This window comes from Paenibacillus sp. J31P13 (genome assembly GCF_056269295.1).
On record NZ_JBWDNR010000001.1, the window covers coordinates 352493 to 367503 of the forward strand.

At 44.2% G+C, this 15011-nt stretch carries 12 protein-coding genes and 1 tRNA gene; 5 read left to right on the top strand and 8 right to left on the bottom strand.

Annotated features, from left to right (window positions below):
• The first annotated feature begins 461 nt into the window (after positions 1-461).
• Both AC0YOD_RS01375 and AC0YOD_RS01380 read left to right on the top strand, forming a co-directional pair.
• Positions 462-1172, top strand: a complete 711-nt coding sequence (locus tag AC0YOD_RS01375; RefSeq protein WP_475797459.1) for an endonuclease/exonuclease/phosphatase family protein — start codon at positions 462-464, stop codon at positions 1170-1172.
• A 104-nt stretch (positions 1173-1276) separates the two neighbouring features.
• Complete coding sequence (locus AC0YOD_RS01380) at positions 1277-1756, top strand: DinB family protein (RefSeq protein ID WP_475797460.1); 480 nt, start codon at positions 1277-1279, stop codon at positions 1754-1756.
• Positions 1757-1870: 114 nt separating this feature from the next.
• Here the strand turns inward: AC0YOD_RS01380 and AC0YOD_RS01385 are convergent.
• From AC0YOD_RS01385 to AC0YOD_RS01400, 4 genes are all read right to left on the bottom strand, one after another.
• Positions 1871-1954 (bottom strand) — tRNA-Leu (locus tag AC0YOD_RS01385).
• 112 nt (positions 1955-2066) lie between these two features.
• Positions 2067-2900 (bottom strand): sugar ABC transporter permease, encoded by an 834-nt coding sequence (locus AC0YOD_RS01390; protein WP_475797461.1) that lies wholly within the window; start codon positions 2898-2900, stop codon positions 2067-2069.
• On the bottom strand, positions 2897-4204 hold the full coding sequence (locus AC0YOD_RS01395; protein WP_475797462.1) for a carbohydrate ABC transporter permease: 1308 nt from the start codon (positions 4202-4204) through the stop codon (positions 2897-2899). The genes AC0YOD_RS01390 and AC0YOD_RS01395 overlap by 4 nt, the downstream gene beginning before the upstream one ends.
• A gap of 99 nt (positions 4205-4303) precedes the next feature.
• Positions 4304-5617 carry a sugar ABC transporter substrate-binding protein gene (locus AC0YOD_RS01400; protein WP_475797463.1) on the bottom strand — a complete coding sequence of 438 codons (1314 nt, stop codon included), beginning with the start codon at positions 5615-5617 and terminating at the stop codon, positions 4304-4306.
• 686 nt (positions 5618-6303) lie between these two features.
• Between AC0YOD_RS01400 and AC0YOD_RS01405 the strand changes: the two genes are divergently transcribed.
• A complete protein-coding gene (locus AC0YOD_RS01405; protein ID WP_475798335.1) occupies positions 6304-7077 on the top strand; it encodes a divergent polysaccharide deacetylase family protein in 774 nt (257 codons plus the stop codon).
• On the opposite strand, the gene AC0YOD_RS01410 is transcribed toward AC0YOD_RS01405, so the two are convergent.
• Entirely contained in the window at positions 7042-7743 is a 702-nt protein-coding gene (locus tag AC0YOD_RS01410; protein ID WP_475797464.1) for an N-acetylmuramoyl-L-alanine amidase family protein, read from the bottom strand. The genes AC0YOD_RS01405 and AC0YOD_RS01410 overlap by 36 nt on opposite strands.
• A 136-nt stretch (positions 7744-7879) precedes the next feature.
• On the opposite strand from AC0YOD_RS01410, the gene AC0YOD_RS01415 reads away from it, so the two are divergent.
• A complete protein-coding gene (locus tag AC0YOD_RS01415; RefSeq protein ID WP_475797465.1) occupies positions 7880-8074 on the top strand; it encodes a YqzE family protein in 195 nt (64 codons plus the stop codon).
• Here the strand turns inward: AC0YOD_RS01415 and AC0YOD_RS01420 are convergent.
• The 3 genes from AC0YOD_RS01420 to AC0YOD_RS01430 all read right to left on the bottom strand — a co-directional run bounded on the left by AC0YOD_RS01420 (position 8065) and on the right by AC0YOD_RS01430 (position 11865).
• Positions 8065-8961, bottom strand: coding sequence for a hypothetical protein (locus AC0YOD_RS01420; protein ID WP_475797466.1), 897 nt, complete (start codon positions 8959-8961; stop codon positions 8065-8067). The genes AC0YOD_RS01415 and AC0YOD_RS01420 overlap by 10 nt on opposite strands.
• Positions 8962-9085: 124 nt before the next feature.
• Positions 9086-10045, bottom strand: coding sequence for a YqhG family protein (locus AC0YOD_RS01425; RefSeq protein WP_475797467.1), 960 nt, complete (start codon positions 10043-10045; stop codon positions 9086-9088).
• Entirely contained in the window at positions 10042-11865 is a 1824-nt protein-coding gene (locus tag AC0YOD_RS01430; RefSeq protein ID WP_475797468.1) for a DEAD/DEAH box helicase, read from the bottom strand. Before AC0YOD_RS01430 ends, AC0YOD_RS01425 begins: the two co-directional genes overlap by 4 nt.
• 285 nt (positions 11866-12150) lie before the next feature.
• Between AC0YOD_RS01430 and AC0YOD_RS01435 the strand changes: the two genes are divergently transcribed.
• On the top strand, positions 12151-14763 hold the full coding sequence (locus tag AC0YOD_RS01435) for an adenosylcobalamin-dependent ribonucleoside-diphosphate reductase (protein ID WP_475797469.1): 2613 nt from the start codon (positions 12151-12153) through the stop codon (positions 14761-14763).
• Positions 14764-15011: the final 248 nt, after the last annotated feature.

Here is a 15011-nt window from a genome sequence, read left to right on the forward strand (position 1 = left end):
AAGAAGGGTTGCTTCATTTTTTACCTATCAAAATATCCTTACTCTTTCTAAAAAAAACAGTAAAACAGGCGAACTCTTGAATGGTAAATACTTTTGGGGAAGCGATATGCTGCTTGTAGATGAATGTAGTCGTAAACGCATTGAGGAAGTAGTAGAGCATCTAATTTTTGGTGAATGTTCGGGTGAAAATATTCCATTCGATAACTTAACTTGTTGAACTATCCATATGAAGATGAGTTTTGGATAAGATTTAGAGTGCTATCATAGTCTTCTTGTTGGATGGATTCAAAATATAGTATTTAATTCTAAGCGACGTTTGGCATATGTATGAAAAAGACTAGATTCTATATGAAAAGATTTCTAGAGCATCGCAATTCTCAACTGAAAATTCTTGCTGAACAAACAACTACAAATAAGATTATTACACCTATATAGAGGTAATCGAAAAGAGGGAAATATATATGCCTAGCATACGAATCCTGTCCTACAACATTCATCATGGTGAAGGTAATGATCATATCGTAAATTTACCTCGAATTGCTAATGTTATAAATAGCTTGAATCCAGACATCGTTGCCTTGCAAGAGGTGGATAAAAATGTTCCCAGAAGCGGTAACGAAGATCAAGCTGAGAAATTGGCGGAGTGGACGGGAATGAATGTAGCTTTTGGTAAAACCATCGATCTTTCAAGTGGCGAATATGGAATGGCGCTGCTTTCCCGGTTCCCAATTACCACATCAGAGAAATTTTTACTACCGAAATTAAGTGGAGATGAGCAGCGTGTTGTGTTAACTGCAAAGCTTGCTCCAACCAATGGCTTGCCTGAGTTCACGTTCTCCGGGACACATTTGGAGTGGAACCCGAAGAGTATTCAGGCTGCACAAGTAAATAAGATAATTGAACGTTTCCGATCAACATCACCTCATATTTTAGCTGGTGATTTGAACGCGACTCCTGACACCGATTCGATTAAGAACTTAACGAGTCATTGGACAGATGCTACGGCGGGAATTACGGAATGGACCAATGAAGAGGATGGTAAGATCGACTATGTGATGTACGGAAACAACCATCAATGGACCGTGGTTAATGCTCAAGTAATAAAGGAAGATATCGCTTCTGATCATAGACCGGTTCTAGTTGAACTGGAGTGGATGGGTTCTTGTCTGTAAGATAATGAAATGTTGTATATTGGTTACCCATTAGCAAACTTGATTTAACATTCAAATAACGGTAACATCGTATGGGAAATCATACTCTACGAGGAGCTGTTATCATGTCTCAAATTATACTTAATACATCTAAATCAGTCCGTCAAATGGTGATTAAGCAAGTTGAAGCCATTCCAGAAGAACTATTTGATATTCAACCATCAGCATTCAACAATACGATTCGTTGGAACGTAGGACATATCATTGCTTCATTAAACGGATTACTGTCACGTGGTGGATTTGTTTTAGACACTAAGCTGCCAGAAAATTATTATTCGCTCTTCCTTACGGGTACCAAGCCTTCTGACTGGACTGTAACTCCGCCTTCCAAAGAAGAGCTTTTAAAACTACTAAGTGAGCAATTACAAGCTATATCTGAGATTACTCTAAATGCTTTAGACAATGTACTTGAGCCTGCACTGCAATTGGGTCATATGAAATTTGAAACACTAGGTGACTTATTTAACTTTGCAACCATCCATGAATCCATGCATACAAACACCATTTCTTGTCTAGCAAGAGTAATCAGACACGAGCAAGCTTAAGGTATCAGCCATAGAAATAGGGCTTTTTTATTGTGAATTTATGCAACAAAAAAACCACTTCTTATCATGAATTCGTTTCATGATAATGAAGTGGTTTGAAGTTACAAAGTAGGATGCGGCCAAGAGGACTCGAACCTCCACGGCTGTTACACCACTAGAACCTGAATCTAGCGCGTCTGCCAATTCCGCCATGGCCGCATATGTTTCAATAAAATACATTTTATCATGCATAAAAGATGGTAGTCAAGCACATCGTATGAAATTATCGAGTAGAGAAAAGAGGCCATTCAGCCTCTTTTTTTTCGTTCTGTCAGCCTTTCGATGCTCCAGCAGTCAAACCTTCGATAAGGAAACGCTGCAGGAATAGGAACAATAGCGTTACGGGAACGGCGACAAGAACAGCGCCCGCAGCAAACATTGTAAATTCGGTGGAATTGCGTTGGCTCACCATTCGGAAAAGCCCGACAGCAAGCGTCCGATTTTCCTCCGTTCGAAGAATGAGGTCGGCGAAAATAAAGTCGATGAACGCGCCGTTGAAAATCATTAAGCTGGCGTAAGTCAGCATCGGCGTGGACAGCGGTATGATAACGCTCAGGAAAACGCGCAAATGACTGGCTCCGTCGATACGGGCGGCGTCCTCGAGGCTCTTCGGAATCGTATCGAAAAACCCTTTGGCAATGAATACATTCGTAATAATCGATCCAGAACTATAGACGAGAATGAGCGCCCAATGCGAGTCAAGCAAGCCTATTGCGTTAAGCAAAACGTAGATGGCAATCATCGCCATAAAGCCGGGAAACATTTGCAGCACCAGAAAAATTTTCAGCGTCGTCTTTCGTCCGACAAAACGGAAGCGGGATATAGCATAGGAAGTGAGAAGCAACAGGCATGTTCCGAGCACGGTAGAGAAGAAGGCGACCTTCAATGTATTGAGAAACCATGTAGGATACATTGTTTTTTGAAACAGATCGCGATAGTGCTGAAACGTCATTTCATCCGGGATGAACGAATCACTGTATAAGCTGTTGCCTGTTTTTAGGGAAGACAGCAAAATCCAAAGTGCTGGGTAAATGCTAATGACCGTCAATACGATAAGAATGAGGTAGGTGATGCCAATTTTCCATTTGGCCGATGTTATATTCAATGGGTCATATCCTCCTCTTTGTATGATCGCGTCCGGGTGTAGCTCCAGATTGAGAAGGAAGCGATAAATAAGAATATGAAAATACCGATAACGGAAGCGAAGCTGAATTGCGATTGATTGAGCGCCAGCTTATACAGCCATGTAACAAGCAAGTCGGTATGTCCCGCGAACTGATATTTGACGTTGATGGGATCGCCGCCTGTGAGCAGGTAGATGACGTTGAAATTATTGATGTTGCCCGCAAAATTCATAATCAGAATCGGTGCGGTGGAGAACAGCACCATAGGCATCGTAATGAAACGGAATTTTTGGAAAGAGCCTGCGCCGTCGGCATCCGCTGCCTCGTACAAGTCGCGCGGAATCGTAGACAACACCCCGAATGCCAATATCATCGTAATCGGAATGCCCATCCACATATTTACCATTATGATTGTTACCTTTGCCCAAAATGGGTCGGTGAGCCACGGCAGTCCGCTCAAGCCTATTGATTTTAAATAATCGTTGACGGGTCCGAATTGGTTGTTGAACATATTGCGCATAACGAGCAGTGAAACCATATTCGGTATGGCGAACGGTATAATGAGCGCGGTGCGCCAAAACTTTTTGAAGCGGACGGCCGGCTGGTGAATAAGAACGGCTACAATAATGCCGCCCAGATAGGTCGTAATCGTAGCGATAACGGCCCACACGATCGTCCATTTAAAAATGCCGACAAATGTACTGCTCCAAACTTTCATGTTCAGCATTTTATAAAAATTATCGAAACCGACCCAATCGACGAGATTGGCAGGGGGCAAAATCGGATCCGCATAATTCGTGAAGGCGATCAATATCGAGAATATGAGCGGCAGCACGGTCAAGAAAGCGATGGTGATAAATGGAGGGAGAAGTACCATATAAGCAAAATGCTTCTGTCCGAGCAAAGACAGCGATTGTCTAAAATGATTCGGCTTGCCGCCATTGTCACGGAGTTGTCCTACCAAATAAGCATCGCGAACATTCAAGACGTAATAACAAAGAAAAAGCAGCGCCGCAAGCAATGCGACAAGCCCTTTGATCATCATGAAGATCGAATGGTCGCCTTCGACGAGGCGCGTCATTTTGCCTACCTTTACGAAACCGCTTGGTTGTTCGCCGAGCGTGATGAGTCCAAGGAAATGGTCGTATAGCTCAAAAACAAAATAATAAATGCTTGCCGCGCCCAAGGCGAAAAACAAAACGCCTTTCAGCCATTGCCGATTGTAGAGTTGGCCAAGGCCAATGATAAGGGCGGATAAGATCGCTCCGGTTGCTTTGCTGTTCATGAGGCTGTAACCTCTTTCCTTCACAAGATAGAGATTTCACCCGCTGGCTTAGCAACGGGTGAAATCTCTTTATCTATCGTTGACGATCAGGAACGATTATTATCTGGCGGCTAGGCCGTCTTTGATCGTTTGGACCATATTGTCCAGCGTCGTCTTAATATCCAAGCTCGTATCATTCCAGAGGGCGATGAACGTTGCTCTCAGCGCTTCCCAGACGAGATCAACACCTGGAACGGATGCCATCGGAACCGAATTGGCGAACTGGAGGAAGAAACCGCTCGTAATCGGGTCATCCTTGATAAGCGGGTCTGCTCCTGCTTCAAGATTAGTAGGAATGGCACCGGTCATTTGGTAGTTTTTCAGTTGATTTTCTTTGCTGCTTGCAAAATTAGCGAATAGGTGAGCGGCTACAGGGTATTGCGTATAGGAATTGACGTAATAGGATTTCACGCCGGAGAAGGAAATAGAATCATTGCCATTCGGGAACTTCGGCAGCTGTGCTACGCCAAAATTGACTTTATCCTTGAATGCCGCAACGGACCATGGACCGTCGATATTCAGCGCCAGCTTGCCTTCTTGAAACAGCTGTGTTTTGACATCATACGTAATGTCGCCTGCGTTCATCGGCAAAATCGCTTTCAGCTTACGGAGATATTCGAAGCCTTGCACGACATCGCCTTTGTTGAGGCCGATATCGTCTGCATTCGTATTGTTGTCGCCGAACATATAGCCGCCGTAGCTGCCGATGAAAGGGTACGAATAAAAACCGACGAATTCCCACATGATTGCGTATTTCTTTTCATTAGGTTTGTTAAACGTTTCGCCGAAAGCTATTATTTCATCCCATGTTTTTGGAGGCTCGGGAAAAATGTCTTTATTGTAAAACATGGCATATGTTTCGACCGATTTCGGATAGCCGTAAAGCACGTTTTCATAAGACGAAGCGGTAATTGCTGTTTCCACGTTGTTGGCGCGCGTTTGCTCCTCGAATACTTCATTCGGAAGCAGAAGACCCGCTTTAACCGCGAGGCCGATCTGATCATGCGGTAAAGTCAATACGTCGGCCGCTGTTTTGGAAGGGCCGTCTGTCGTTAGGCGTGAGCCTTGATCCCCACCCGGGACAACCTCGACGGTAACCGGTACACCATATTCTTGTTCAAATGCTTTTCCAACCTCCTGCATATATGCTTGCTGCTCCTGCCCTTCCCAAATGACGAGCTTAGCGCCCTTCTCCGGCACGAGTTCTTCGTCTTCTTCCGTTACAGATACAGCTTCGCCATTATTTTTATTCGTTTCAGGCGCAGCGGTTTCGGAAGTTCCGTTTGTTTTTGTTCCTGAACTATTGCAAGCAGCGAGAGCAAATACGAGTATGACGCTAACGAGAATCGATAACCATTTCTTGCTTTTCAACATAAAAACACCCCTTTGAATTTGTTGGAAATGATACGGACCTGAACAACCCTAAAGATTATTTGATTGTTTACTTGTTCCTAAAACGATGCTGCGAACAACACCCCGCTTTCTCATTGGGACAACAAAAGGACAACAAAAAAAGGCACAGCCTCATTAACACATAAACGTGTCGAGGTTGTACCTTCGCAGGTAACATCGCCTTCATATTGTCGGATACTTACGTTCCTGTTGTCCTTTACGCACCAATTATATAATGATGATTAAAGCGCTTGCAAACGGTGAATTCAGTCAAAATCGCCCAATTATGCAAACATTTCTACTGTTTTCGCCATATATGTGGACGTAGGAGGATTTTTCCCTCTTTTTTTGAATAATTGGGGTCCAAAACCACAAGGGAGGTGCAATAGAAAAAAATAAAATACGCCAATCAAAAACCAAAAGTTTGATTATAAAAATTGCGGACTCAAAGCCCTTCAATAGGTTTTTTTTGCTTTTAAAATGGTCTGTTCATTATAGGAACTAAAAAATGCAGGATTAAGCATATTTTACATCATCTACACAAACACTGAAGGTAAAAGGTGAGAGGTGTGAGTAAGATGAATGGACGGGATAAGAAGGATATGGACGAAAATAACAAAAGTAGAAGAGGGGGTTTATGTATAGCGTTCTTGAACCGAGCTGGGTTGATGATCGTTTTATTTGCTTTGGTCATAGGCTTAGGAAATACAGAGGTGCTGGCTGCAGATGAGAAGGAAGCTCGTACGCTTGCCATTGTTATTGATGATTTCGGCAATGGGATGGATGGGACGGAGGAGATGATGAAGCTGCCTGTTAAGTTTACAGCAGCCATTATGCCTTTCATGCCAACTACGAAGAAAGACGCAGAAGAGGCATATCGGCTCGGACATGATGTCATTGTACATATGCCCATGGAACCGAATAAAGGCTTGAAAAAATGGTTGGGACCAGGTGCTCTGACGACGGATTTAAGTGATGCAGAAATTCGTAAACGGGTGGAGGCAGCAATTGATGATGTGCCGCATGCCATTGGAATGAACAATCACATGGGCTCCAAAGTGACAGCGAATGAGCATATGATGAGAATCGTACTAAGTGTTTGCAAGGAGCGAGGCTTGTTCTTTCTTGACAGCCGAACGACTTTCAAAACGGTTGTTCCAAAAATTGCAGCAGAGCTAAATGTGCCCATTGTTTCCAATGATGTTTTTTTGGATGATGTGTACACCGTTCAACATATTTCCAAGCAAATTGGCGAGCTGCGCAAGCACTTGGAATCGCATGTTAGCTGCATAACGATTGGACATGTCGGACCTGCGGGCAAAAAAACAGCATCAGTCCTTCATCAGTCCATTCCCGGCATGCAGTCTAACGTACGGTTCGTAAAGCTATCTCAAATGGTTCCCGATTCAGCGGGTGATCCATTTATATTGCCGAATCCCTGATGCTATGGCATATGCAATTTCTTTCTGGCGCTGTGGATCAGTGAGCATAGCTCGGTCGTTCTCACTGCTGATAAATCCCATTTCAACGATAACTGCAGGTTGATGCACCTTTCTTAATAAATAGAACGTATTTCCTTCTCTTGGAAGGAATCCTGTATTCTGCTGTCGATTTAATGAATCTTGAATACAGAAGGCGAGCAGCGCACTCTCTCCGCTTTCTTGATGGAGAAGAAGCGGACCATGCTTAGAAGCGTTTTTGGACCAATTGACATGTAGACTAACGAGCAGCTCACTGTCGATTTCTTCGGTGAGCTGTCTGCGTTGCGACAGATCCTTGCGATGTCTGGAACGACTAATATGCCAGCGATTTTCTTCACTGAGCGCATAATCACCATTACGGTTCATTACAGCTGGAATGCCCTGGCTCCGCAAGATCAGATAAAGTTTTTTTGCTATGGCCAAATTGATATCCTTCTCTAAGGTATCACCAGAAGAAGTACCCCCGTCAATGCCGCCATGTCCAACGTCTATGATAACGGAAGTGGAAGGAAGCGCCCAATCATGTTCTGTAATTGCTGGAAGCAGCGGCCAAGTTGAAGCGGAAGCTATACTGCTCGATCCAGTAAACCACAAGGAAAAAAGAACGATAAGGATTTTAAATCGCATCACGAAGTTCCTCCAGCTCATTTTGATATAAGGTTAGCGTGGCTTTTTGGAGGAAAACTCATGCATGTTTACTTTCGATTGTTAGAGGGAAAGCTTATAACATCATCAACTGCAGCAACTAGGAGGAGTGAGTGGTATGGCAAAAGGCGACGAGTACGTGAAATATGTGACGGAGCAATTTGTAGCTTACATGGAGACACCTAGGGAAGAGCGAAAACAAACAAAAACATCAGCCAAAGCACTTAGAGAGCCATGGCTGACGCGTTGGTTTGGATGGGGTCCAATGAGTATTATGCTTTGGTGGCGTGGACGCGCGGAACGTCATCGGTAAAAGTGGCCAAGCTGGAGCATAACGAGAAGCGGAATATATCTACGATCTGAGCCATCTTCTTCCGCTTCTATGGCTACATAGATTTGACCATTTTCCCATTTGTTATATCCAACAACTGACCATGCATAAAGCATTTGGTTTTGAAACAGCTCAGCTGTAAAGCGGAGCTGTTCTTTGCTGTTTATTTTTACAAATAGAGAAGAATATGAGCTCGTGCTGAGTTGTAAAGGAGCTTTAGAAAGCCAAGGCAGCTTAGCGTAACGATCGAATGAAGGCAGGGAAACATGCTTCAGCAGCTTTGTATTAGCTAATATTTGATTCTTGTGATCATCTACCAAAGGAGAAGAGGAGGCGCTTGTCCAATCCGATTGAACGACAGGCAGCAGTTCACCACTTGCAGCATCTAGAAAATAAGTTTCTTTCGCTGTCGTAACCTTCCATGCAGCGAGTAGAGGGTGAACATATAACTGCTCAATTTTAGACGGAGGATCTATGAGTTCGAGCTGTTTAATGGAACGCGTTAGCGTTTGAGTGTCAAATAAAGGGCTTGTGCTAGTACCGTATTCACCTAGTTGAAAGCCGCCTTGCTCTACTGCATTTACAATTAAATAGCCAACTGTGACCTTGTTTTGCTTGACAAGCACGAGCCAGCTATGAGTGCCTGGACCAATTGGCGAGATGTTGAATGATGCTTTTTTCCAATTCGAAAAATTTGGCTGATTGCTCAGTTCATCTGCCCATTGCTGTACTTGCTTTTGCAAAGGCTCATTGGTCGCAACATTGTTTTGGGCATGAGCTGCAAGGGGGCGTCCATCCAGCCCGCTGGAATATAAGAGAAGTGCTGTAAATACGCATGCCGCGGTCAATCGAATGTATTGCTTTTTCATAGGAAATCACCTCATATGTATTGTAAGGGACAAGCTCTAAGAAGACTGTTATAACCTGTCACGTAATGGCGGCCCGAGGACCGCCTTTTTTTGACGTATTGCTGGGTATAACGTCTAATTCACGTCAATCTATGCCTTCAAGATGAAATATCCCGCAGTTAATGGCGGACGCAGTCACACGCGGCTCATATTGCCAGCGAATTTCTGATTGCCGCTGAGCGAACTGCTCTTCAACTGCTGGTCTAGACTCTTCAGTAGCATTCTTAATCAGCAGCTCGTAATAACCGCCGATTCGATCAAGCTCCTCTGTAAGCCTCTCAGAAGCACCCTCCGCCCAGCTGTAATCATAGGTGCGAAGCTTACGTTCTAGTGCTTGCTCTATAATACTGAGTGCTTTGTTGAAGGATATGCCGTTTTTGGTTAGATGGATATTTGCTGGGAGTCTGGGTGTAAGCTTTTGCAGCAGCAGTCGATCATAAAACTGTTCCACACATTGCCCTGTTGCAAGTGATACACCGTAGCAATGAATCTCCTCTCGTTTCCGATCGCTGGCGAATTCTACACGCATATTAACGCCCAGCCATGCGGTGTAAGGCGTTGAACTAAAAGGATTCTGGCTCCGTTTGTCCGGCTCCTGAAACAAATACACATAGCTCCCCTTGGCCTTAGCCGCATCGAACAGCTGATCCAGCTTGCGTGCGCCGTAATATAAATCCTCACGAGGCACACGAATTGCTGTAGTCAGGCTCCCATGTACAAAACCAAGAGAACGACCGAGTGCTGCGTTTGCAGCATCATCCTTGGTGTTCTCTGTCCCCTCAGTCGTCGTATCTGCTACTTCAGGAGGGGTTATTTCATCCACTGCATCATATTTTTGCTTATCCGTTACGAACAAGTAGGTCATTGTTTCTGGCTCAGCACCCACTCTATCTACGAAGCTCCAATAATAGGGACGGTTTGTTAACTCACGGTCTGCAAAGGGAGAGAGCTTAACGGTAAAGTGAGCAGGTGATTTCTCTAAAATAGAACATTCCGTAGCCTCTAAGTAACGATTGACGAATTTGTGTACCTGCTTTTCATTCAAGGCCGCACCTCCACTGTTTGTCCTAGGGTATCCAAATTGACTAGCAGCTCAGGACTTGCATTTGGAGCTAATTCACTTGTCTGTACCTCATCGCGTATACGGCTTAATGATGATCCGAGATGATTGATTTTCTGTTTCAATTCGGAATCATTTCCTGCTTCGAGCAGCATGCGGGCAAGGCGCTGCTCAAGTGAGCCGTCGCCTTTCTCGAATTTCTCCAAAATATGATCCAATTCACCGATTACGAGCTCGAATAAATTGATTTTTTCATGAAGCAAGTTGACTATATGCTCTTCGATTGTTCCTGTGGTACAAAGGTTGTAAATTTTCACATCCTCAGTTTGACCAAGTCGATGAACACGTCCGATTCGCTGCTCAACCCGCATGGGGTTCCATGGCAAATCGAAATTAATCATATGGTGGCAAAATTGAAGGTTAATGCCCTCGCCGCCAGCTTCCGTAGCGATCAGTATTTGGGCGCGGCCTCGGAATAAGTCCATCATCCAATCCTTTTTCCCTCGGTTCATTCCGCCGCGATACGGCACAGCGATCATATTCTGAGCACGGAAAAACTGCAGCAAATATTCCTGTGTCGCACGGTATTCGGTGAAAATAATGACCTTGTCATTCATTTCTTTGACAAGCTCCATGGCTTTTTCAGCTTTCGTATTGGCTTTAATGCTGCGGATGTTCTCAACCAGCCCCCAAATTTTTGGCCGCATTGGCGAATCCTCAGCTGTTTTCTTGAAAAGGTTTACAAGCGTTAAGAAAACAGCATCACGGCTGCTGCACACTTCACGTTGAAGGGTTACAAGAGAAAGCATACTGGATAAGTCGCCTCCGCTTTCTTTATAGCGTTCCTTCACGAAACCCGTCACGGCATCATACAGTGCTTGTTCTTCCTCGGAGAGGGTAAGCGGAATATTCTTCACGATACGCTTCGTAAAATGAATACCGCCATCTCCACGCCGATTGCGAATCATGACCGTCGATAATGCCTCTTGAAGCTGATCTTCGTTTTTTGGCAGACGTTTGTCGACTACGAAATTAGCAGCAAATTCACTTTGACCGCCAAGCTGTCCAGGCTTCAGAAGCGTGATGAGATTGTAGAGCTCGTCCAGATCATTCTGAATAGGTGTTGCTGTCAGTAAGAGACAATATTTTTTGCGTAAAAGATTAGCGAATTGATAGTTTGTCGTTTTTTTGTTTTTCAGCTTATGAGCTTCGTCTATGACAATTAAATCATAGTCGGTTCCAAGGACAACTTCGCGATGCGGATCCCGCTTAGCCGTATCAATTGAAGCGACGACGACGTCATAACCCCAAGTATGAGCCTTCTTCTGGGCGACAGCAGAGATACCGAATTTTTGATTCAGCTCTCTTACCCATTGCAAAACAAGGGAAGCCGGCACGAGTATCAAGATGCGCTTGGCAAGTCCGCGAACGATATATTCTTTCAGGATTAGTCCAGCTTCTATCGTTTTTCCAAGACCGACCTCATCAGCCAAAATAGCGCGGCCGCCCATCTCATGCACGACTTTACGAGCCGTACTGATTTGATGCGGCATCGGTTTGAACGAAGGCAGGGATCGCAAGCATAGCAATTCCTCAAAGCTTTCAATGCGTTTGGCTTGCTCAGCTTCCATTGCGAGTTGATATAGGGTCCAGTTATCCCAAGGGCCATTGCGCGTCAATCGATTTTGCAGTTCCTCAAACCAGGTGCGATCGCACTGCAAATCAACTAGCGTATGCAGCTTGCGAGTGACGATGGCTGGACCTGAATCGGCTGAGGCAGCTTGCGGCGTTGTATTAAATGACATTTTCTGCAGCTCCTTCCTCAGTAAAAGGGATAAGATATTATCAGTATTGCCTTTTCATCCATTATTAATAAGAAGACGCATAAAAAAGAGTATGGACAAGCAAATGAATGAGAGAAGTCATGTAAGCGACAACGATTGATGAATATGGTCTAAAATGCATATGATAATCAATATGTAGTGTAGTATAATAAACTTATTACACAATATATTGTGCTTTTAGGTTTTGCGTCGTACATAAACGCATAAGCGTGAAAGGTAAAAGAGGAGGAAACGGATACAATGGTGATGACTAGTGGAAAGCCGCTAGAGGGACTAAGCGAAAAGATTTTTTTGGATCGCTACGCATGGAAAAATGCAGATACAAATGAAACGAAAATTGGAGATATTGTGCTTGTACTGACGAAGGATGATCCCAAATTCCCTGCGAAAGAGGTTGGGGAGGTTGTGGAGCGTACGGGGAACCATGTGAAGGTTCAACTGAGAAACGGCGAATTTGTTGATTCTAACGTGGAGAAGCTTACGCTTACGATTGAGAAGACACCGCAGGAAATGTGGGATCGTCTGGCTGGAGCGATGTCATCCGTTGAAACCGGGGCAGAGAAGCAACGGGAATGGCAGGAGAAATTCAGATATATTTTAGATGATTGGAAGCTTGTTCCTGGTGGACGAATTGCAGCGGGTGCCGGTGCAAGCGAGGAACTAACGCTATTCAACTGCTATGTCATACCTTCTCCGAAGGACTGCCGTGGAGGCATTATGACAACGCTAACGGAAATGACCGAAATTATGGCACGAGGCGGCGGTGTAGGGATGAATCTTTCCTCTCTAAGACCAAGGCGGGCTATTGTGGCTGGGGTGAATGGATCTTCAAGCGGTGCCGTTTCTTGGGGCGGCTTGTTTAGCTATACGACGGGATTGATCGAGCAGGGAGGCAGTCGCCGCGGTGCATTAATGCTTATGATGAATGACTGGCATCCGGATGTGCTTGAATTTATAACCGTTAAGCAGAAAATGGGTCAAGTAACGAATGCTAATCTCTCTGTTTGCGTCAGTAATGCATTCATGAAAGCAGTCAAAGAGGATTTAGAATGGGATCTCGTATTTCCAGATACAAAAGAAAAGGACTATGACGAGCTATGGAATGGAGATTTGGAGGAATGGAAGAAACTCGGTAAGAGAGTCATTCTGTACAAAACCGTTCGTGCGCGGGAAATTTGGCAGACCATTATCGAATCGGCTTGGAAATCAGCAGAGCCGGGTGTCGTATTTATGGAATACTATAATCAGATGTCGAACAGCTGGTATTTTAATCCTATTATTAGTACGAATCCATGCGGCGAACAAGGCTTGCCAGGCTGGGGCGTATGTAATTTGTCTGCGGTCAATTTGTCTAAGTTTTATGATGAAGATAACCATGATGTAGCTTGGGATGAGCTAGCCAAGGTTACACGCTGGTCGGTACGATTTCTAGACAATGTCATCGATAAGACGCCTTATCATTTTGAGGAAAATGAAAAAAATCAGAAACTGGAGCGTAGAATTGGGCTCGGAACGATGGGGCTTGCAGAGCTTATGATCAAGCTTGGCGTGCGTTATGGCAGTGCGGAGTCATTAGAATTTCTAGATAAGCTGTATGGATTTATGGCTCGTGAATCCTATTTGGCATCCACAGAAATTGCTGCGGAGAAAGGCTCTTTCCAAGCTTTTGATGCTGAAAAATATGTGCAAAGCGGCTTCATGAAAGGTCTGATTTCGGAATTTCCGGAAATCGGAGAAGCAGTTGCAGCTAATGGAATGCGCAATGTTACGGTCATCACGCAAGCTCCGACTGGCAGTACTGGTACAATGGTCGGAACGTCTACGGGAATTGAGCCTTATTTTGCATTTGAATATTTCCGTCAGAGCCGTTTAGGCTTCGATAAGCAGTATGTGCCCATTGCACAAGAGTGGAAGGATGCACATCCTGGAAAGGAGCTCCCGGACTATTTTGTCACATCAATGAGCTTGTCGGCAGAGGATCATATTCGTGTTCAAGCTGCTATTCAGCGCTGGGTAGACAGCTCGATTTCAAAAACCGCGAACTGTCCTGCCGATTTTACAGTAGAGGAAACAGGCAGATTATATGAGCTAGCCTTTGAGCTTGGTTGCAAAGGTGTGACAATCTACCGTGACGGAAGTCGTGATGTACAGGTTCTCTCAACGAGCAAGGAAGAGAAGACAGAAGAGAAGCCGGAACAAAAGCTAGAAGAGAAGCAAGAATCTACTTCTGTGCCAGCTGCTGGCAAGGAAGATGAGCATTTTGAGTTGGATCTTGTAGAGCCTGCTATTCCTTCTGTACAATCTGATGGTGAGCTTGATAAACAATACAAACGCCGTCCGCAAGTATTGCGAGGAGCGACATACAAAGTAAATACTCCTTTTGGAATGGCCTATATTACAATAAATGATCTGAATGGAACACCGGCTGAGATCTTCCTTAATGTTGGGAAAGCAGGCTCGGATGTGTTTGCGATGGCAGAGGCTTTGGGACGTGTTTGTTCCTTATTCCTGCGTTATGGCGATCATGGCAATAAAGTGAAGCTGCTTATTAAGCATTTGAAAGGTATAGGTGGGTCAGGAGCAATTGGCTTCGGTGCTAATCGAGTGGAATCTATTGCAGATGCAGTTGCGAAGTCGCTAGAGATTCACTTGGCAAGTGGTGAGGAACAGTCAGCAGCCACTGAAGAAATTCATTCGTACACGAGCCAAGGAACTACCCAAGTGGAAACCATAGAGTCAGCACCGTATAAAGGTGAAAGGCAAGTCTTTGATTTATGTCCTTCTTGCGGGTCGGCAACTCTAATCAATATTGAAGGTTGCAAGCAATGTAGCAATTGTGGGTTTAGTAAGTGTAATTAAGAGTATATTTTATAAAAAGACTAGAATTCAATTCCTGTTTAACGGATCAATATAGAAGATAAACAAAGTTAAGTTAGCAGTCTAACTTTATAGAACTGTATGCGATTATCACTATAAAGCAATACCATGAGCGGTCTAGACTAGACTCTCTTGGTATTGTTTTTTTGTTTTTTAATGAAGAGACAGAAGTTTTTTATATAGGTCTAATGTATTAATTAAGTATACTTTTATCAAAGTATATTGATTTA